Genomic DNA, 19,004 nt, shown 5'->3' on the forward strand with positions numbered 1-19,004 from the left:
CCTCCGCCGGCGCCTACACAGGCCTATCGGTGCAGGTTGCCAGGCGTCGTTCGATGAAGCGTTTTTCCGGCATTTGCTGGGTCAGGCACAGGGCTTTTTCATACGCCTGGCGCGCCTCTTTCATACGTCCCAATTGCCGGCAGAACTCGCCACGCGCTGAATGCGCCAGGTGGTAATCCAGCAACTCGCCGCGCGCCAGGATCCCCTCGACCTGTTGCAACCCCGCCAATGGCCCATCGCGCATGGCCACGGCGGCGGCGCGGTTGAGCTCGATCACCGGGGACGGCAGCATCCTCAGCAGCACGTCATACAGGCCAATAATCTGTGGCCAATCGGTCTGCGCCGCACTCGGCGCCTCGGCGTGCACCGCGGCAATTGCTGCTTGCAGGCCGTAAGGGCCAAAACGCCGGGTGGCCAGGGCCTGCTCCACCAACGCGCAGCCTTGGGCAATCAACGCTGCATCCCACAACGTCCGGTCCTGTTCATCCAGCAGCACCAACTCAGCAGCGGGCGATAACCGGGCCGGGCGCCGGGACTCATGGAGCAGCATCAACGCCAGCAGGCCCATGACTTCCGGCTCCGGCAGCAACTCCAGGAGCAGGTGGCCCAGGCGTATGGCCTCGCGGGTCAAGTCGTCACGGGTCAGGTCGGCGCCCATGGACGCCGAATAACCCTCGTTGAATACCAGGTAAATCACGCGCAGTACGCTGTCCAGGCGCTCAGGCAACTCCGCCAGCCCTGGAACTTGGTAGGGGATTTTCGCCTCGCGGATCTTGCCCTTGGCGCGCACGATGCGTTGGGCAATGGTGGCCGGCGTGACCAGGAAGGCTCGGGCAATTTCCTCGGTGCTGAGGTCACAAATCTCACGCAGGGTAAGTGGCACCTGCGCATCGGCTGCCAGCGCCGGATGGCAGCAGGTGAAGATCAGGCGCAGGCGGTCGTCTTCCACGTCTTCGGTACTCCAGTCAGCCGCTTCCAGCGCATCGGCCTGCTCCTGCAGCAACGGGGTGAAACGGGCCTGGCGGCGCAAGCGGTCGATGGCCTTGAAGCGCCCGGTCGACACCAGCCACGCCCCAGGGTTGTCGGGCACGCCATCCTGCTGCCAGCGCTCGACCGCGACGAAGAACGCCTCGTGCAAGGCTTCTTCGGCGAGATCGAAATCCCCCAGCAGGCGAATCAAGGTCGCCAGGACGCGCCGCGAGTCACTGCGGTAGACCGCCTCGACCCGGGCCTTGACGGTCAATCGGGCATGCCCTGGGTCACCAGCGCCACCAGCCGGTCCAGGCTCTCGCCCCACCCCTGGTGAAAGCCCATGGCTTCGTGGGCCTGTTTGTCGGCTTCAGTCCAATGCATGGCGCGCGCGGTGTAGCGGGTCTTGCCGGCAACGTCCTCGAAGGTCACTTCGGCGCTCATGAACGGCTTGCTCGATGGGATCCAGCCGGGCAGGAACGCATCGGTAAACACCAGGCGGCGCGGCGCGTCGATCTCCAGGAACACGCCCTGGGTCGGATACTCGCTGCCGTCGGGCGCGCGCATCAGGGTGCGAAACAGACCACCGACCCACAGGTTCATTTCGCACTCCGGCGTGGTCATGCCGTGTGGGCCCCACCATTGCTGCAACAACGCAGGCTCGGTCCAGGCACGGAACACCCGGCTCGGCGGGGCGTCGATCATGCGGCTGATGGACAGTTCGAATGCAGCGGGTTGAGTGTTCATGGATAAACCTCCTGAGTCTTGTGATTGTTGGGTTCAGAGATTCAAATCACGCACGGGACGTACTTCCACACTGCCGACCCGTGCCGCCGGGATGCCGCCTGCCACCTGCAGCGCCTCATTCAAGTCCCGGGCTTCAATCAGATAGAAGCCGGCAAGCTGCTCCTTGGTTTCGGCAAACGGCCCATCGGTGATCGATAACTTGCCGTTGCGCATGCGCACAGTGGTGGCCGTGCTCACCGGCTGCAGGGCCTCGGCCGCGAGCATGCGGCCACTGCCGTGGACCGCCTCGGCATAGGCGTGGCATTCCGGGTCCTTGGGGCTATCGGGCAGGCTGTGCAGCAAGGCTTCGGCGCTGTAGACCAGGCACAGGTATTTCATGGCGTTCTCCGTTTTCGGACTACTGACTATAGTTGGCAGCGCTCAAGGTTTCAGGTCGAACAGCCCGGCGCCGGTTTCCATATCGAAAGGCGCGGACCAGTGCTCATGCACCACCTTCCATTGGCCGTCGATACGTTGATAACCGGCGGTGACGCGCATCCAGCAGGTTTTCAGCACGCCATCTGGCCCAGAGCCACCACAGTGCGCGAGCCAGTGGGCAAAGGCGCTGTTATCGGCGGCGACGATATGCAGCTCATGGAAGTCAAAAACCCCTGGGCCTGGGCAAAACTCCATGCAGGCCTGCCAATGGGCGCGGTAGGCCGCCTTGCCTTTGAACTGCAGGGCCTTGACGGCGTCGAACGCGACGATATCGTCGGCGTAAAAGCTGACAATCTGCTCGACATCCTTGGCGACCACCGCGTGTTTCCATTGCTCGATCAGGGTGTTGATTGGGTTGCTCATGGCGATACTCCTCGGGGTGGAAAATCACGGAAGACACCCTTAGTCGAATGGGCCGCCTGCCAATCGACAAGCCTACAAAAAATAATTTCGCCAAGGATAAAGCCGCTAGAATTTGCGACTTCCCTGTAGGACTTCGGATATCTGCTCGATGGAAACCCGCCTCGCGCCCTATGAGACGCTGACTGCTACCCAGCAACAGCAACTCGCCAGCCTCGAAGTCCACCCCGAGCAACTGGCCTTTAGCGGTGATATCTACTGCGCGCTGAACAGCCTGCAAGTCAACCCAAGCCCCGGCATCAAGGGCTTCGCCCTGCTGGCCGACGACGTTCCCGTGGCCTTCCTGCTGCTCAAGCGCCCGCCCTGCCTGCCCCATTGGGCCGACGCACACAGCGCCACACTGCATGCCTTGCAAGTCGATCGCCACCATCAGGGCCGAGGCTTCGGCAAAGCCTGCCTACAAGCCCTACCCGCCGCCGCCCGCCTGGCCTGGCCGCAGATCAGCGCCTTGGAGTTGTCGGTGGACAGCGACAATGTGGCGGCACTGGGCTTGTATTTGCAGCAGGGCTGGGTAGACCGGGGCGAAGCGTATAAAGGGCGGGTGGGTTATGAGCGGCGGTTGGCGCTACTGTTTTGATTACCGGCAAGGAGACTCCCATGCTAACCACCCTGGACCAACTCGAAACCCTCTACGGCCTGCCCCACGAGCGTGCCCTGCGCAAGGAAATCGCGTTTCTCAATGAGGATTACCAGGCGATGGTCAACGCCTCGCCGCTGGTGATTGTCAGCTCTTCAGGCGCCGATGGCCTCGACGGCTCGCCTCGGGGCGATGTGCCGGGGTTTGTGCGGATCATCGATGAACGCACGCTGGCGATCCCGGATCGGCCGGGCAACAACCGCCTCGATACCCTGCGTAACCTGATTGTGGATCCACGGATTGCCCTGCTGTTTATCATTCCGGGGATCGGCGAGACCCTGCGGGTCAACGGGCGGGCGCAGATTTCCATCGAGCCTGAGTTGCTGCAAAGCTTTGCGGTCAATGGCAAGCCGGCACGCTCGGTGATTGTGGTGCAGGTAGAAGCGGCGTATTTCCACTGTTCGAAGGCCTTTGTGCGCTCCGATTGCTGGAACCCGGACAAGCATGTAGAGCGTTCAACGCTGCCGTCAGCGGGGGCCATCCACAAGCGTCTGAATGATGGGCAGTTTGATGCCGAGGCCTATGATCGGGAGATGCCGGAGCGGGTCAAGGCCACGTTGTATTGAGGCCCTGGCCGGCTCGGGCGCCCCTGAGATCGCCATCGCGGGCAAGCCCGCTCCCACAGGTAATTGCGCGGTACCAGGTTTTGAGTACACCCCGATACAAATGTGGGAGCTGGCTTGCCTGCGATGGCGGTGGATCAGGCGATGTACAGGTTATGCGGACTTTTCGACAGGCAGCCAGATTTCCACAGTACCGGTGCCCTTAACCACATCGAAATCGGCGCTGTAACGCTCAAAATCCGGCCCGGCGACCTTGTAGCCCGACGTCGGCAACCACTCGAACATGATCCGCTCATAGGTCTGCGACAGCGCATACACCGGCCCGTAGTGCGCGAAGACGGCATAACGATTGGCCGGCACTTCAATGGATACAAAGTTGCCCGGCACATCATGCTTGGCCGGTACTTCGACGCCGGCGATGTAATCGAATTCTTCTTGCGTGGCGTTGTAGCAAACGCCGTAAGTCACGCCGCCAATGCGCTTCTTGATGTCCTTGATACACGTGTCGAACAGCTCCCACAACTTCGGAATGTCCCCCAGGGTAGCCTTGCCGTAATGGCCGCCGACCCCGGCGATCACCATGGCCTTGCCCTCTTCCATGCGGGGTTCCAGGGGTAGCGTTGCCTGTTGGTTCATCTGCACAATCTCCATGGGTGAGTGACCAAAACCATACCGAGTATAGGGGCATACTCGCTTCATACTCCAGACCGAAAAATTTCCTACGCCATCTGGACAAACGGCTGTCATCGCCCGTATTGTCTGCCCCGCAGGCCACCGCAGTGGCCGACGTCGCTCGGACGGTTCCGGGCGCTTACGTATTCCGAGGCAACAATGGCAGACCAAGGTTCGCCGCGCCGCTTTGCGCGCATAGATCGACTCCCCCCTTATGTTTTCAATATCACTGCCGAGCTGAAGATGGCTGCGCGTCGGCGCGGCGAAGACATCATCGACTTGAGCATGGGTAACCCCGACGGCCCGACCCCACCGCATATCGTGGAAAAACTGGTGACCGTCGCCCAGCGTGAAGACACCCACGGCTACTCCACCTCCAAAGGCATCCCGCGCCTGCGCCGCGCTATTTCGCGCTGGTACAAGGACCGCTATGAGGTGGATATCGACCCGGAAACCGAGGCCATCGTGACCATCGGCTCCAAGGAAGGCCTGGCGCACTTGATGCTGGCCACCCTGGACCAGGGCGATACCGTGCTGGTGCCCAACCCCAGCTACCCGATTCATATCTACGGTGCGGTGATCGCCGGCGCCCAGGTGCGTTCGGTGCCGCTGATTCCCGGCGTGGACTTCTTTGCCGAGCTGGAACGGGCGATTCGCGGTTCGATCCCCAAGCCGAAAATGATGATCCTGGGTTTTCCGTCCAACCCGACCGCGCAGTGCGTGGAGCTGGATTTCTTCGAGCGGGTGATCGCCCTGGCCAAGCAGTACGACGTGCTGGTGATCCACGACCTGGCCTACGCCGATATCGTCTACGACGGCTGGAAAGCCCCGTCGATCATGCAGGTGCCGGGCGCCAAGGACATTGCGGTGGAGTTTTTTACCCTGTCCAAGAGCTACAACATGGCCGGCTGGCGCATTGGCTTTATGGTGGGCAACGCAGAACTGGTCAACGCCCTGGCGCGCATCAAGAGTTACCACGACTACGGCACCTTCACCCCGCTGCAAGTGGCGGCGATTGCCGCGCTGGAAGGCGACCAGCAATGTGTGAAGGACATTGCCGAGCAGTACCGCCAGCGCCGCAACGTGCTGGTCAAGGGCCTGCATGAGCTGGGCTGGATGGTGGAGAACCCGAAGGCGTCGATGTACGTCTGGGCGAAAATCCCCGAGGCGTATGCCGCCATGGGTTCGCTGGAATTTGCCAAGAAGTTGCTACTCGAAGCCAAGGTGTGTGTGTCGCCGGGGATCGGCTTTGGCGAGTATGGCGATGACCATGTGCGCTTTGCGCTGATCGAGAACCAGGACCGCATTCGCCAGGCGGTGCGCGGGATCCGCGCCATGTTCCGGGCCGACGGCCTGGTCACCAAGGCCTGATGCCTAACCCGATCCAACGGTCAATGTAGGAGCTGGCTTGCCGGCGATGCACACACCTCGGGGTGCCAGGCATACCGAGGTGATGCTATCGCCGGCAAGCCGGCTCCTACAGTGATGTCAGTGAAGGTTTAAACCACCAACGACAGCAACATGATGAAGCCCAGCGCCACGATGGACAGGATGGTCTCCATGGCCGTCCAGGTCTTGAACGTCTCGGCCACGGTCATGTTGAAGTACTGCTTGACCAGCCAGAACCCTGCATCGTTGACGTGCGACAGAATCAACGACCCCGCCCCCGTCGCCAGCACCAGCAACTCCAGGTTGACCCCCGGCACCATCCCCACCACCGGCACCACAATGCCTGCGCCAGTAATGGTGGCAACGGTCGCCGAGCCCGTAGCAATCCGAATCACCGCCGCCACCAGCCAGGCCAGCAGGATCGGGTTGATCTGCGCTGTCACCGCCATATGGCCGATCACATCACCTACGCCGCTGGTCACCAGCATCTGCTTGAAACCGCCACCGGCACCGATGATCAGGATGATCGCGGCGGTCGGCGCAAGGCTGGCATCCAGCAACTTGAGGATCTGTTTGGAATGGATGCCCTGGCGATGGCCAAAGGTGTACAGCGACAGCAGCAACGCCAGGAGCAAGGCGCTGATCGGGTGGCCGATCATGTCCATCCAGTTACGCACGATGTGCCCGTCTGGCAGGGCGATGTCGGCGAAGGTTTTGAGCAGCATCAGGAATACCGGCAGCAGCACGGTGATCAGGGTGATGCTGAAGCTCGGCAGGTTTTTCCCGTCGGACTCACGGGCCAGTTGGTCCACCAGTTCCTGGGACGGGTTGCCGGGGATGTACTTGGCAATGAACGTACCGAAGATCGGCCCGGCAATGATGGCGGTGGGCAAGGCGACGATCAGGCCGTAAAGGATGGTCTTGCCGATATCCGCGCCAAACACGCCGATGGCCAGCAACGGCCCCGGGTGCGGCGGCACCAGGCCATGCACCGCCGAGAGGCCGGCGAGCAACGGGATGCCGATCTTGATCAGCGACACACCGGTGCGCCGCGCAACGATAAACACCAGCGGGATCAGCAACACAAAGCCGATCTCGAAGAACAGCGGGATGCCCACCAGGAAGGCGGCGAACATCATTGCCCACTGCACCTTGTCCTTGCCGAAGGCGCGGATCAGGGTTTGGGCGATCTGATCGGCACCGCCGGATTCGGCCATCATCTTGCCGAGCATCGTACCCAGCGCCAGGATTATCCCGACAAACCCGAGCACGCCGCCGAAACCGTCCTGGAAGGCCTTGATGATCTTGTCCACGGGCATGCCCGAGGTCAGGCCCAGAAAACCTGAGGCGATGATCAGGGCGATAAAGGGGTGAACCTTGAACCGGGTGATCAACACGATCAACCCGATGATGGTGACCACTGCATCGAGCAGCAGGTAAGACTCGTGGGACATGCCAAACATGGGGGTCGTCTCCTGTTTGTTGTTGTTATTAAAGCGGGTGTTGAGTTTCGTGCCGTCGGATAGCGCTATCTTTCAGCCAAAAAATCATCGGGAAGGTTCAAAGCCGTGGGTCAGCCACCACGCGTGGGTCTGCGCGGCCAACGCGTCGATGCTGTCTTCACTGGCATTGAGGGCCAGGGTCAGCGGCTCGCCAATGGGCGATTCGAGGGTGGCGAACTGGCTGTCGATCAGGCTGGCCGGCATGAAATGGCCGGGGCGATGGGACACACGGTCGGCGGCCACCTCGCGGGTCAGTTCGAGGAAGACAAAGCCCAGGCCCGGCGCGGCTTCGCGCAGGTGATCGCGGTATTTTTTCTTCAGCGCCGAACAGGTCAGCACCGGATGCTCGCCGGCCTTGAGCGCACGGCGCAGCTCATCGCAGAGGATATCGAGCCAGCCGGCACGGTCGTCGTCGTTGAGAGGATGGCCTGCGCTCATCTTTTCGATGTTGGCAGCCGGGTGAAAGCTGTCGCCTTCAATGGCGGTGGCGCCGCTCAACAGGCACAGGGCCTCGCTGACACTGGACTTGCCACAGCCGGAAACACCCATGATGACCAGGGCGGTAACAGGTTGACTCATGAAACACCTCAGGACGCAGATAGCGCTACCTTTGCACGCCCTAAGGCTAGTGCAAAAACAGGCTTTTCCCGCGCCTAATTGTCATTTTTATGGAGTGACGCGTGCATCCTCTCCAACTGTTTGCGCAAGGATCAGGCAACCCTTTGCGCAAGTATTTGCAGGCCTTTGGAGACAGCGCTACCTTAGTGCCTCGATTTTTGTTTGGCAAGCCGCCTGATGACCTCCAAGAACGATAAAAATACCCGCACGACGGGTCGCCCTACCCTTAACGAAGTTGCCCGCCTGGCGGGGGTCAGCCCGATTACCGCCTCCCGGGCCCTGCGCGGGATCAGTACCGTGGCCACCGAACTGGTGGAAAAAGTACAGAAAGCCGCCGCCGAGCTGAACTACGTGGTCAACCCCGCTGCCCGCGCCCTGGCGTCGGCCCGCAGCCAGTCGGTGGTGGTGCTGGTGCCCTCGCTGTCCAACCTGCTGTTTATCGAAACCCTGGAAGCCATCCACCAGGTGCTGCGGCCAAAGGGCTTCGAAGTGCTGATCGGCAACACCCACTATTCCCGGGACGAAGAAGAAAACCTGTTGCGCAACTACATGGCCTACCAGCCTCGGGGCCTGCTGCTGACCGGCTTTGACCGCACCGAAAGCGCCCGGCGCATGGTGGAGTCGAGCAATGTGCCCTGCGTGTACATGATGGACCTGGACCCGACGGCCGGCCTCAACTGCGTCGGTTTCTCGCAGATCAGTGCCGGTGAAACCGCTGCGGCGCACCTGATCTCCCGGGGCCGCAAACGCCTGGCCTATGTCGGCGCGCAACTGGACCAGCGCACACTGCTGCGCGGTGAAGGTTTCCGTCGTGGCCTGCAGCAGGCCGGCCTGTATGACCCGGCCCTCGAACTGCTGACGCCGCGCCCCTCGTCGGTGGGCCTGGGTGGCGAGTTGTTCCTGCAACTGTTGGCCAGCCACCCGGACGTGGACGCGATCTTCTTCGGCAACGACGACCTGGCCCAGGGCGCCCTGCTCGAAGCCCTGCGCCACGGGATCAAAGTGCCACAGCAGGTGGCGGTACTGGGCTTCAACGACCTGCCCGCCTCCAGCTTCATGGTGCCGCGCCTGAGCAGCATCAGCACCCCACGCGAAGCCATTGGCCGACGCGCGGCAGAGCATTTGCTGACGGTGATGGCCGGCAACAAGATCGCCCGGCCGGTGGTGGATATGGGGTTTGAGTTGAAGGTGCGCGAGAGCACCTAGGCGCCAGCTGTAGGAATAGACTGACTCTTTGGCAGCGCCTTGCTCCGTTACCTACGGTTGCGTCAGAATCCGCCGGCTTGTGCGCCTGGGTGGGGCTCTCTAAGGTGGCCCGGTCGCTGAACTTCTCGGTGATCGGGTTTAGTAGCCTGAGCAGTCATACAAATGAGCATGAGCTTCATCTATCAGGCTTACCGCCTGTGCTTGATGGTGGCTGTGCGCAGGGCGCCCTCGTGGCGCGCCGGTTTTTTGTATGACTTTACCGGTCTACTAACCTGCGTACAGCCGCCACCCTTTCGTTTAGTAGCGACCCGGTGGTGGCCCAGCCAAAGGTCATAACCATGTTCAAAGTTACTCCCAACCCCCCGCTTCACGACGCAAAACTCAACCAGGCCGCCCACCGCGCTATTGATCACTACCTCAATCCCCCGACCGCCCCGGCGCCCGAACCTTCCACCCTGTTCACCGTCACTTCCGGCGCCAGCAGCGAAAGCCTGATTGCCAACAGCTATGAAACCTTTTCCTCCGTTACCACGTTGCTGCTGGACCTGTCCGAAGACCTGACCGGCAAAGACCGTGACAGGACCCTGGCGATTCATCAGTTGAGCGAGTTGGGCGTGTTGCTGATGGGCACACTGATGGACCAGCAAACACCGCACAACTAAAAGCCCAGACGCGATCAAAAAGGTGGGAGCTGGCTTGCCAGCCCCCACTTTTTTTACCGTGCCCACCTGGCCCCTGCTAAATTGCCCAACTCACACCTGCCAGGGAAGCACCATGGGACACGCGCTGAAAATCTTGGGTCGCACTTCGTCCATCAACGTACGAAAAGTCCTGTGGACCTGCCAGGAACTGGCAATCCCCTACGAGCGCGAAGACTGGGGCATCGGTTTCACGCCCACCCAGTCGCCAGAATTCCTAGCCCTGAACCCCAACGCCCAGATCCCGGTGATCATCGACGACAACGGCGTGCTGTGGGAGTCCAATACCATCTGCCGCTACCTGGTGGGCTTGCACCAGCGCCATGACTTGCTGCCCGCCGCCCCCGCGCCACGGGCCAGGGTCGAGCAATGGATGGACTGGCAAGCCACCGAACTCAACCCGTCCTGGGGCTATGCCTTCCACGCCCTGGTGCGCCAGAACCCGGACTTCCAGGAGCCGCAGCGCATTGCTGGCGGTGTGCGCGGTTGGAACGACAAGATGGGGTTGCTGGAGCAGCAACTGAGCAAAACCGGCGCCTATGTGGCTGGCGACACCTTCAGCCTCGCCGATATCCTGATCGGCCTGTCGGTGCACCGCTGGCGGATGACACCCATGGAGCACCCGTCCTACCCGGCTGTCGATGCGTACTACGCCCTGCTCAGCCAGCGCCCAGGTTTCCAGGCCTTTGCCCTCGACGGTCACAACTAAGGATTACACGATGAAAGGACTCAACGTACTGCTCACCGGCGCCTGCGGCAGGATCGGCAAGACATTTTTCGAAGCGTCGAAAGATCGCTACCGCTTTACCCTCACCGACCGCGTCGCACCGGGCTTCGCCCTCGACGGCCATCGCTTCGTGCAGGCCGACTTGAGTGACAAAACGGCCCTCACCGCGCTGCTCGACGGCATCGACGTGGTTGTGCACCTGTCGGGCATTCCCCACGCCAGCGCCACCTTCGACGAACTGCTCCCCAACAATATCCTCGCCACCACCTATCTGTTCGAAGCGGCTGTGGCCGCCAACGTCAAGCGCCTGGTCTTCGCCAGCAGCGCCCAGACCATCGAAGGCTACCCGGTGGATCGGCAAATCACCCCAGGCATGCCGGTGCTGCCGGCCAACCTGTATGGCGTGAGCAAATGCTACGGCGAAGCGCTGTGCGGCTATTACGCTGCCAAAACCCCACTCTCCACCATCGCGTTACGCATTGGCGCGTTTGAATTTGCCCAAACCCACGACCTGAACAACGCCCGCGACCTCAGCGCCTGGCTCAGCCCCCGGGATGCCGTGCAACTGTTGCAGCGCTCGGTGGAGGCCGAGGGGGTCAAGCACCTGATCGCCCATGGCATTTCCAATAACCGCTTCAAGCGCCTGGACTTGAGCGAGACCACACGGGTTCTTGGGTATCAGCCGCAGGACGATGCCTTCCAGGTCTTCGAGATTCCCATCACCTACTGAAGGCAATGGCCGCCGACGGCAAACATTGGCCGTCGGCAACCCGCTTGCTGCCTAAAGACTGCCCTCACAGCCAATGAACACAGGGGTTTAGGTCCCGGCACGCTAATTGCTAAACCCTATGGACCGTTCAAAACCACAGGTGCCCGATCATGTTGGTCAATACCCAAGTCTCGTCCGTGATCCAACAGTCCAAACGCCCCGACCTGGACCCGGCCAACGCCGCCGCCAGCGCGCTGTACAGCGGCGTGATGCAGAACGTGCAGAACGCCGTTGCCGCAACCCAGGTGCAAGCAACGCAAAAGGCTACCGACACCACGGCCAGCAATGTGGATGCCGCGTTTGCCAAGACCCGCCTGCAACTGCAAGCAACGCCGCCGACCAGCGCCACGCCGGCCACCTCAGCCAATACCCAGGCTCGCACAGAATTCAATGAGTACATGACCAAGACGCCGGCCGAGCGCATTCGCGATCAGATCCTCAAGGAAAAGGGCCTGACCGAAGAAGAAGTGAAAGCGATGCCTATAGAACAGCAGAATGCCATTGCCCTGGAAGTGACTGAGCGCCTGAAAATGCAGGCGGCGCAGCAGTTTGCCGAGAAGACTGCCGACCCGCAGATCAAGGCCGTGAAAGATACCCTGGCGGCGATCTGACCCGTGTAGGAGCCGGCAAGCCGGCTCCGTTGGGGGGCTATTGCAGTTGCAGGGTGGAGTTGAACTGACCGATGGCATCCACCACATGCCGCGAGCCTTCCTGGATCTCCAGGATCACCTGCCCCGCTTCATTGGCCAACTCCACCCCCAGCCCGGTACGGCTCAGGCTCGACTGCATGCTCGATACCGCGCTCAGGGACAAATCGTGGTTTTTGCGCACCACATCGACAATCTCGATCGTCGCCTGGCTGGTACGCGCCGCCAGGCTGCGCACCTCGTCCGCCACCACTGCAAAACCACGGCCGTGCTCACCCGCGCGGGCGGCTTCAATTGCCGCGTTGAGTGCCAACAGGTTGGTTTGATCGGCAATCCCGCGAATGGTCTGCACGATGGTGCCGATAATGTCCGACTGCTTGCTCACCGCATCGATGCTCAACGCCGCTTCATTCAGGTCACGGGAGATTTCTTCGATGATCTGCACCGTCTGCTGCACCACTTGCGAGCCCTTGCGGGCGCAGGCGTCGTTCTGTACCGAAGTGGCGTGGGCCGAGTCGGCAGCGTTACGCAAGGTGGTGACCTGTTCGGTGATGTCACTGGCGAACTTCACCACTTTGTACAGGCGGCCGTTGGTATCGAAGATTGGGTTGTAGGAGGCTTCCAGAAAAAGTGTCTGACCCTGCTTGTTGCGCCGTTCAAAACGGTGGGAGTGGAATTCGCCGCGGTTGAGCGAGGCCCAGAATGCTTTGTAAGCCGGCGACTCCACCTCGGCGCGGTGGCAAAACATGCTGTGGTGCTGGCCAACGATTTCGCCGAGGGAATACTGCACCGTCTTCAGGAAATTCTGGTTGGCATTGAGGATCTGCCCCTGGGGCGTGAACTCAATGACGGCCATGGAACGGCCGATGGCGTCGATCAGGCTTTGGTTTTCATGTTCACGGTGGATCCGCTCGGAAATATCCGACGCCACCTTGATCACGCTCTGCACCTGTTTATCCGGGCCGAACACTGGCATGTAGCTGGCCTCCAGCCACACTTCCTGACCGCTCTTGGTCAACCGCATGAACGTGCCGCTGATGGGCTCGCCCTGGGCCAGGTCGCGCCACAACTTGGCGTAGGCGTCGCTGCGGTAGTAGGACTCTTCACAGAAGATTCGATGGTGTTTGCCGCGTACTTCCTCGGCGCTGTAGCCCATGGTCCTACAGAAGTTTTCGTTGGCATCCAGTACCACGCCGTCGCGATCGAACTCGATCATCGCCATCGAACGACTGATGGCCGCGAGCTTGGCTTGGGCCTGGGTCAGCGCACAGGAAAAACGCTCGATTTCCAGCAGGTCGGATTTGTGGTGGAGGTTAAACATGATCGGATCACCTTCAGCGCTGTCTTTGAATGACGGTTAGTTCTTGGATTTGACCCAGTACAACTTTCCACAAAACAGGCAAACGCATCCGTCCAGAGACAGGACAAGTGTCAGGCGATAGATAAATGATGGCCAATCGGAGAGTCCATGGGGCAACGCTCGCTGCAAGGCATCCTTTTCTTGATGACCCCCTCAGGGGTCCGCTTTAACCGACACACGTAAATCCATTTAACCTGATGCTCCTTTTTTCCCGGCGCTTTGACATACGCACTCATCTATTCACGGTTTGTATAGTGCTCATCAATCACTATGCAATCGGCCACCCAAAACGCTTCATATGGCAAGCGACATAAGTGGTTATGGGTGAGCATAGACAGGGCTTGGCGCTATGCAAGGCCAGTAATCAGCCAGTATTGATGAACAGGTATTGGAGGGGGACGTGCGGGGGGATGTCAGTGTGTATCGATACCGTATAGGAGCGAGCACGCTCGCTCCTATAGTCAGGCACTCAGTGACCGAACAGGCCTGTCTCGGTTTTCTTGGCTTTTTTGTCCGCGCGTTTTTCATCGGCGGTCTTTGCCGGTTTCTTCTTCGCGGCTTTCTTTGAATCCATACCTTTGGCCATGATGCATGCTCCACTAACAGAGGAAGTAACAAGGGGTATAACACCTATTGCCCAACAGAAGGCGCTTTGCCCGACTTATAATCCCCGGCCCTTGATCACGCCTGTCGAACTACCATGCCCGAGTTGCACATTGATCTACTGGCAGAGCCCCTGTGGCCGCTGCTGAACAAGTTCTACCGCAGCCACAATTCCTCGATGAAAGCCCTCAAGGGCGGCCAGTTGTGGGTGGCGCGCAATAGCGAGATTGTCGCCGGGCTGTGCCTGAGCCCTGTGGTCGGCGGCCAGTGGCTGACCGGGCTGTTTGTCGATCCGACATTGCGCGGGCAAGGGCTGGCAGCGCGGCTGATCGCCAAAGCCATCGCGCCTGTTGAAGGCACCGTGTGGTTACTGTGCCACCCCGACCTGGAAGAATTTTATGCCGCCCAGGGCTTCAGCCAGCAGACCGTGTTGCCACAGTCGTTGGCCGAGCGCCTGGTGCGCTATAAACGCAACAAGCCGATGATTGCCATGGGCCTGTGCCGCCAGGGTTAAGCGTCGGCGGCGGGATCCAGCTCCGGGAACATCACCTCGATAAACCCGAATTTGCTGAAGTCTGTAATCCGCGAGGGGTACAGGCGGCCGATCAGGTGGTCGCACTCATGCTGCACCACCCGCGCGTGGAAACCGTCGGCAATCCGCACAATCGGCTCGCCCTTGGGATCAAACCCCTCGTAGCGAATCTGCTGGTAGCGATCCACCGCACCGCGCAACCCAGGTACTGACAGGCAGCCTTCATAGCCCTCCTCCAGCACCGGGCTCAGCGGGGTAATCAGCGGGTTGATCAGGATGGTCTGGGGCACCGCCGGCGCATCCGGGTAGCGCTCGCTGCTCTCGAAGCCGAAAATCACCAGTTGCAGGTCGACACCGATCTGCGGCGCGGCCAGGCCGACGCCGCCCACGTGCTCCATGGTCTGGAACATGTCATCGATCAACTGCCACAGCTCGGGGCTGTCGAACATTTCCGGTGGCACCGGTGGCGCGATACGCAGCAGGCGCTCATCGCCCATTTTCAGGATTTCACGAATCATCGGTCAGGTTTCATCAGTGGTGGGCTTGGGAATCGAATGGTCCCGGCCAAGGCCCGAGACATGCTGTTTTTGATCAGGGTGGTGCTCGCCAAAATCCTTCTCACCGGGGTCCTTGCCTTCGGCAGACATATGCTCGATCACTGCGTTCATCTCCGCGCCCAGCAGCAGCACGGCGGCGGAAATATAGAAGTACAACAGTAGGACGATGATCGCGCCGATGCTGCCGTACATGGCGTTGTAGTCGGCGAAGGTCTTGACGTAATAGCCAAAGCCCAGTGAAGCCACGATCCAGACCACCACCGCCAGCACCGAGCCTGGCGTGATAAAGCGAAATTTCTGCTTCACGTCCGGCATCACGTAGTACATCAAGGCCACGGCGAACATCAGCAGGATCACGATCAACGGCCAGCGCAAGATGGTCCACAGGGTCACGACGAATTCCTGCATGCCGATCTGCCCGGCCAGCCATTCCATCACTTGCGGCCCCAGGACCATCAACGCGGCGGCGGCCAGCAACATGCCAGCGATGCCCACGGTGTAGAGAATCGACAGCGGGAAACGTTTCCAGATCGGCCGGCCTTCCACCACGTCGTAGGCGGCGTTCATCGCACTCATCATCAGGCGCACGCCCGCCGAGGCGGTCCACAGCGCAATGACGATACCCACCGACAGCAGCCCACCCTTGGATTGCTGCAACTGGTCGATCACCGGGTTGACCTGCTCCAGGGCCTGGGGCGGCAACACCAGTTCCGACTGCAGGCGCAACCAGCTGAAGAAGTCCGGCAGATGCAGGAAACCGATCAGGGCAATCAGGAACAGCAGGAAGGGGAACAGCGAAAACAGCATCTGGTAGGCCAGTGCCGAGGCGTAGGTAGGCATCTCGTCGTCGATGAACTCTGTGACGGTGCGCATCAATACGCGGTGCAGCGGCAGATCTTTTAATACCGGAAAAATCATAGCGTCTCCTTTCGCCGCAAAAGGTTGAGTTCGTGGGCGACTCAGGGGCCGTTTTCTACATCAAGGTAGCCTATTTGGCGACCTTGAAACAATTTCGAAACTTTAAACATCGGGTGTGACACAAAAACGGCCATCCGTGGATGGCCGTTATGCTGCATGGTGCAAACGCTGGAATCAGGCTTTGTCGACGGTATTCTTTACCGCGTCCTTGACCTTGCCGACCGCTTGCTGGGCTTCGCCCTTCTTCTCTTGGATCTTGCCTTCGGTCTCAAGCTTGGTGTTGTCAGTGGCTTTGCCGACACCTTGCTTGATGTTGCCGATGGCTTCGTTTGCTAAACCTTTTGCCTTATCCGCTGTGCTGCCCATGGTATTTCTCCGTAAGAACAATCAAGGGTTTTGGTCATTACGTAAGGGTTGACCCTGGGCCTCTGCGCAGAGTTTCAATTATTTGCGTAAGGCATTTCATCACCCAGCACAGGTTTGGCTTTATGTTTTGCGGCCAACCCCCGAGAATGCCCGGCAGATTCAGGCTCAACCGCTGAATAACAGATCCCGTAGGAAGGTTATGAAACTCAATAAATCACAGGCCATCGCCCGCAGAAACCTGGAACTGGGCGGTGCCGTGCTCGGCGTCAACAACTGCCACTTCACCGACCTGGACCGCAAGCGCAACATCTGGTGGTTCGACCTGCCAGTGGCACGCATCGCCATCGGCCAGTACGAGTGGATTCATTTGTTGATGCACAACGCCGAGACCGACCAGTTGCTGCACCTGAAAGTACCGACCGTGTACCTGCGTGAAAAGCTTGAAGGGTTGGTGGTGCGCAATGCGGGCAAGCGCAAGCCGGAGATTACCCTGGAGCTGAGCGCGGACAAGGATTCGTTCCTGAAAGATGTACGCCCGGCAGGCGTTGGCGTGAGCTTCGCGCAGTTCGCCCTGTAAATACCCGATCACAAATGTGCGGGCTGACATGACGCCATCGCGGGCAAGCCCGCTCCCACAGGGGGTTGTGCTGTACAGGAGTTTTGAGTGTGGCCCAGGAAAAATGGCTTGTCGGGTCGCCGCATCGCGGCGATAGCGGTGGGTCAGTCGAGACTCAGCGCCCAATAAAAAGCCCCGCATGCGCGGGGCTTTTTGTTTACTTCTTCAGGCCAAGCTTCTTCAGCTCTTCATCACGCAACTCGCGACGCAGGATCTTGCCCACGTTGGTGGTCGGCAGTGCCTCGCGGAACTCGACAGCCTTGGGCACTTTGTAGCCGGTGACGTTGGCGCGCATGTGCTCCATCACCTGCTCCTTGGTCAGGGTCGCGCCCGGCTTGACCACGATGAACAGCTTAATGTGCTCGCCCGACTTTTCGTCCGGTACACCAATGGCCGCGCATTGCAGTACGCCTGGCAGGCTTGCCAGCACGTCCTCCAGCTCGTTGGGGTAGACGTTGAAGCCGGAGACCAGAATCATGTCTTTCTTGCGGTCGACGATGCGCATGTAGCCGTCTGGCTGGATGATCGCGATATCACCGGTCTTCAACCAGCCTTCGCTGTCGAGCACTTCGGCGGTGGCGTCTTCACGCTGCCAATAGCCCTTCATCACTTGCGGGCCCTTGACGCACAGTTCGCCGATTTCACCCAGGGGCAACTCGACGCCCTCATCCGAGATGACTTTGCACAGGGTCGAAGGCACCGGGATGCCGATGGTGCCGATCTGGATATTCTGGATTGGGTTGACCGTGGCCACCGGGCTGGTTTCGGTCATGCCGTAGCCTTCGCAGATATTGCAGCCGGTCACGGCTTTCCAACGCTCGGCGGCCGCCAGTTGCAGGGCCATGCCGCCCGACAGGGTGACCTTGAGCGCAGAGAAATCCAGCTTGCGAAAGCCTTCGTTGTTGCACAGGGCCACGAACAAGGTGTTCAGGCCGACAAAACCGCTGAACTTCCACTTCGACAACTCCTTGACCATCGCCGGCAGGTCGCGCGGGTTGCTGATCAGGATGTTGTGGTTGCCGATCAGCATCATCGCCATGCAATGAAAGGTGAAGGCATAGATATGGTAAAGCGGCAGCGGCGTGATCAGGATTTCGCAACCTTCATTGAGGTTGGAGCCCATCAGCGCCTTGCATTGCAGCATGTTGGCTACCAGGTTGCGATGGGTCAGCATCGCGCCCTTGGCTACGCCGGTGGTGCCACCGGTGTATTGCAGCACGGCCACGTCTTCGCTGGCAGGGCTGGCGTCGGTGACAGGTTGACCATGGCCCTTGGCCAGGACGTCGTTGAACTTGATCGCCTGGGGCAAGTGATAGGCCGGGACCATTTTCTTCACGTACTTGATGACGCTGTTGATCAGCAGCCGCTTGAGCGGCGGCAACAGGTCAGCCACTTCGGTGACGATCACGTGCTTGACGCCAGTCTTGGGCACGACCTTTTCTGCCAGGTGCGCCATGTTGGCCAGGCAGATCAGGGCCTTGGCCCCGGAGTCGTTGAACTGGTGTTCCATTTCCCGCGCGGTGTACAGCGGGTTGGTGTTGACCACGATCAGGCCGGCACGGATGGCACCGAACACGGCGACCGGGTATTGCAAGAGGTTGGGCAGTTGCACGGCGATTCGATCACCGGGCTGCAAGTCGGTATGCTGTTGCAGGTACGCGGCAAAGGCACCGGACAATTCGTACAGCTCACCGTAGGTGATTGTCTTGCCCAGGTTGCTGAAAGCCGGTTTGTTGGCGAAGCGCTGGCAGGACTGTTTCAGTACCGCCTGAATATTTTGATACTCGTCTGGATTGATGTCTGCAGCAATCCCGGCGGGGTACTTATCCTTCCAAAAGTCTTCGATCATGGAAGCCCACTCCTCAGCGACGCGAATTCATTCACCGCATTTGATGCGATTATTATTTGTGTGTGTTTTTTAGGTGATTCTGGCTGTTTCAAGCAGGCCGAGAGGTCACAAAGCGCGCCGAGAGTAGCAGCTTTGCAATGGGCCGCCTAGAGCCAAAAGAAG

Annotated in this window: 22 protein-coding genes; 10 read left to right on the forward strand and 12 right to left on the reverse strand. The window is 60.2% G+C overall.

Going from position 1 to position 19,004, the window contains the following annotated elements; genetic code table 11:
- Positions 1-13: 13 nt before the first annotated feature.
- The 4 genes from HBO05_RS04565 to HBO05_RS04580 are packed head-to-tail and all read right to left on the reverse strand — an operon-like array spanning position 14 to position 2,556.
- On the reverse strand, positions 14-1,243 hold the full coding sequence (locus tag HBO05_RS04565) for an RNA polymerase sigma factor (RefSeq protein WP_169955324.1): 1,230 nt from the start codon (positions 1,241-1,243) through the stop codon (positions 14-16).
- Entirely contained in the window at positions 1,240-1,716 is a 477-nt protein-coding gene (locus tag HBO05_RS04570; protein ID WP_172311887.1) for an SRPBCC family protein, read from the reverse strand. Before HBO05_RS04570 ends, HBO05_RS04565 begins: the two co-directional genes overlap by 4 nt.
- Positions 1,717-1,749: 33 nt before the next feature.
- The gene (locus tag HBO05_RS04575; RefSeq protein ID WP_172311889.1) at positions 1,750-2,094 is read right to left on the reverse strand and encodes a YciI family protein; all 345 of its coding nucleotides are present in this window, start codon (positions 2,092-2,094) and stop codon (positions 1,750-1,752) included.
- Positions 2,095-2,136: 42 nt separating this feature from the next.
- On the reverse strand, positions 2,137-2,556 hold the full coding sequence (locus HBO05_RS04580) for a nuclear transport factor 2 family protein (protein WP_172311891.1): 420 nt from the start codon (positions 2,554-2,556) through the stop codon (positions 2,137-2,139).
- 148 nt (positions 2,557-2,704) lie between these two features.
- Here HBO05_RS04580 and HBO05_RS04585 point away from each other — a divergent pair, with 148 nt between their 5' ends.
- Positions 2,705-3,190 carry a GNAT family N-acetyltransferase gene (locus HBO05_RS04585; protein ID WP_172311893.1) on the forward strand — a complete coding sequence of 162 codons (486 nt, stop codon included), beginning with the start codon at positions 2,705-2,707 and terminating at the stop codon, positions 3,188-3,190.
- Positions 3,191-3,210: 20 nt separating this feature from the next.
- The gene (locus HBO05_RS04590) at positions 3,211-3,816 is read left to right on the forward strand and encodes a pyridoxamine 5'-phosphate oxidase family protein (RefSeq protein WP_170041933.1); all 606 of its coding nucleotides are present in this window, start codon (positions 3,211-3,213) and stop codon (positions 3,814-3,816) included.
- A gap of 150 nt (positions 3,817-3,966) precedes the next feature.
- Here HBO05_RS04590 and HBO05_RS04595 read toward each other — a convergent pair whose 3' ends face one another.
- Positions 3,967-4,449 carry a GyrI-like domain-containing protein gene (locus HBO05_RS04595; RefSeq protein ID WP_170041932.1) on the reverse strand — a complete coding sequence of 161 codons (483 nt, stop codon included), beginning with the start codon at positions 4,447-4,449 and terminating at the stop codon, positions 3,967-3,969.
- Between the two features lie 195 nt (positions 4,450-4,644).
- Between HBO05_RS04595 and alaC the strand changes: the two genes are divergently transcribed.
- Positions 4,645-5,856 (forward strand): alanine transaminase, encoded by a 1,212-nt coding sequence (gene alaC / locus HBO05_RS04600; RefSeq protein WP_029296464.1) that lies wholly within the window; start codon positions 4,645-4,647, stop codon positions 5,854-5,856.
- Between the two features lie 128 nt (positions 5,857-5,984).
- On the opposite strand, the gene HBO05_RS04605 is transcribed toward alaC, so the two are convergent.
- Both HBO05_RS04605 and HBO05_RS04610 read right to left on the reverse strand, forming a co-directional pair.
- A complete protein-coding gene (locus HBO05_RS04605) occupies positions 5,985-7,337 on the reverse strand; it encodes a GntP family permease (RefSeq protein WP_169955332.1) in 1,353 nt (450 codons plus the stop codon).
- Positions 7,338-7,421: 84 nt separating this feature from the next.
- Entirely contained in the window at positions 7,422-7,955 is a 534-nt protein-coding gene (locus tag HBO05_RS04610; protein ID WP_172311895.1) for a gluconokinase, read from the reverse strand.
- Positions 7,956-8,168: 213 nt separating this feature from the next.
- Between HBO05_RS04610 and HBO05_RS04615 the strand changes: the two genes are divergently transcribed.
- The 5 genes from HBO05_RS04615 to HBO05_RS04635 all read left to right on the forward strand — a co-directional run bounded on the left by HBO05_RS04615 (position 8,169) and on the right by HBO05_RS04635 (position 12,005).
- Positions 8,169-9,200, forward strand: coding sequence for a LacI family DNA-binding transcriptional regulator (locus HBO05_RS04615; RefSeq protein ID WP_169955372.1), 1,032 nt, complete (start codon positions 8,169-8,171; stop codon positions 9,198-9,200).
- A gap of 338 nt (positions 9,201-9,538) precedes the next feature.
- Entirely contained in the window at positions 9,539-9,862 is a 324-nt protein-coding gene (locus HBO05_RS04620) for a DUF6124 family protein (RefSeq protein ID WP_172311897.1), read from the forward strand.
- A gap of 112 nt (positions 9,863-9,974) precedes the next feature.
- Positions 9,975-10,607 (forward strand): glutathione S-transferase, encoded by a 633-nt coding sequence (locus HBO05_RS04625; RefSeq protein ID WP_172311899.1) that lies wholly within the window; start codon positions 9,975-9,977, stop codon positions 10,605-10,607.
- 10 nt (positions 10,608-10,617) lie between these two features.
- Entirely contained in the window at positions 10,618-11,355 is a 738-nt protein-coding gene (locus tag HBO05_RS04630; protein WP_172311901.1) for an NAD(P)-dependent oxidoreductase, read from the forward strand.
- 149 nt (positions 11,356-11,504) lie between these two features.
- On the forward strand, positions 11,505-12,005 hold the full coding sequence (locus HBO05_RS04635) for a hypothetical protein (RefSeq protein ID WP_169955337.1): 501 nt from the start codon (positions 11,505-11,507) through the stop codon (positions 12,003-12,005).
- A gap of 37 nt (positions 12,006-12,042) precedes the next feature.
- Here the strand turns inward: HBO05_RS04635 and HBO05_RS04640 are convergent, their stop codons facing one another.
- Positions 12,043-13,362, reverse strand: coding sequence for a PAS domain-containing methyl-accepting chemotaxis protein (locus tag HBO05_RS04640; RefSeq protein ID WP_169955338.1), 1,320 nt, complete (start codon positions 13,360-13,362; stop codon positions 12,043-12,045).
- Between the two features lie 739 nt (positions 13,363-14,101).
- Here HBO05_RS04640 and HBO05_RS04645 point away from each other — a divergent pair.
- A complete protein-coding gene (locus HBO05_RS04645) occupies positions 14,102-14,518 on the forward strand; it encodes a GNAT family N-acetyltransferase (RefSeq protein ID WP_169955339.1) in 417 nt (138 codons plus the stop codon).
- On the opposite strand, the gene def is transcribed toward HBO05_RS04645, so the two are convergent.
- The 3 genes from def to HBO05_RS04660 all read right to left on the reverse strand — a co-directional run bounded on the left by def (position 14,515) and on the right by HBO05_RS04660 (position 16,377).
- The gene (gene def / locus HBO05_RS04650; RefSeq protein ID WP_029296447.1) at positions 14,515-15,054 is read right to left on the reverse strand and encodes a peptide deformylase; all 540 of its coding nucleotides are present in this window, start codon (positions 15,052-15,054) and stop codon (positions 14,515-14,517) included. The genes HBO05_RS04645 and def overlap by 4 nt on opposite strands.
- A gap of 3 nt (positions 15,055-15,057) precedes the next feature.
- The gene (locus HBO05_RS04655) at positions 15,058-16,011 is read right to left on the reverse strand and encodes a YihY/virulence factor BrkB family protein (RefSeq protein WP_172311903.1); all 954 of its coding nucleotides are present in this window, start codon (positions 16,009-16,011) and stop codon (positions 15,058-15,060) included.
- Positions 16,012-16,185: 174 nt separating this feature from the next.
- Positions 16,186-16,377 (reverse strand): CsbD family protein, encoded by a 192-nt coding sequence (locus tag HBO05_RS04660; RefSeq protein ID WP_029296443.1) that lies wholly within the window; start codon positions 16,375-16,377, stop codon positions 16,186-16,188.
- Positions 16,378-16,576: 199 nt separating this feature from the next.
- Between HBO05_RS04660 and HBO05_RS04665 the strand changes: the two genes are divergently transcribed.
- Entirely contained in the window at positions 16,577-16,954 is a 378-nt protein-coding gene (locus tag HBO05_RS04665) for a hypothetical protein (RefSeq protein ID WP_169955340.1), read from the forward strand.
- 196 nt (positions 16,955-17,150) lie between these two features.
- Here HBO05_RS04665 and fadD1 read toward each other — a convergent pair whose 3' ends face one another.
- Positions 17,151-18,842 carry a long-chain-fatty-acid--CoA ligase FadD1 gene (fadD1, locus tag HBO05_RS04670; protein WP_170041926.1) on the reverse strand — a complete coding sequence of 564 codons (1,692 nt, stop codon included), beginning with the start codon at positions 18,840-18,842 and terminating at the stop codon, positions 17,151-17,153.
- Positions 18,843-19,004: the final 162 nt, after the last annotated feature.

Origin of the sequence: Pseudomonas sp. WS 5079 (assembly GCF_012985465.1) — a bacterium.
Taxonomy (GTDB): domain Bacteria; phylum Pseudomonadota; class Gammaproteobacteria; order Pseudomonadales; family Pseudomonadaceae; genus Aquipseudomonas.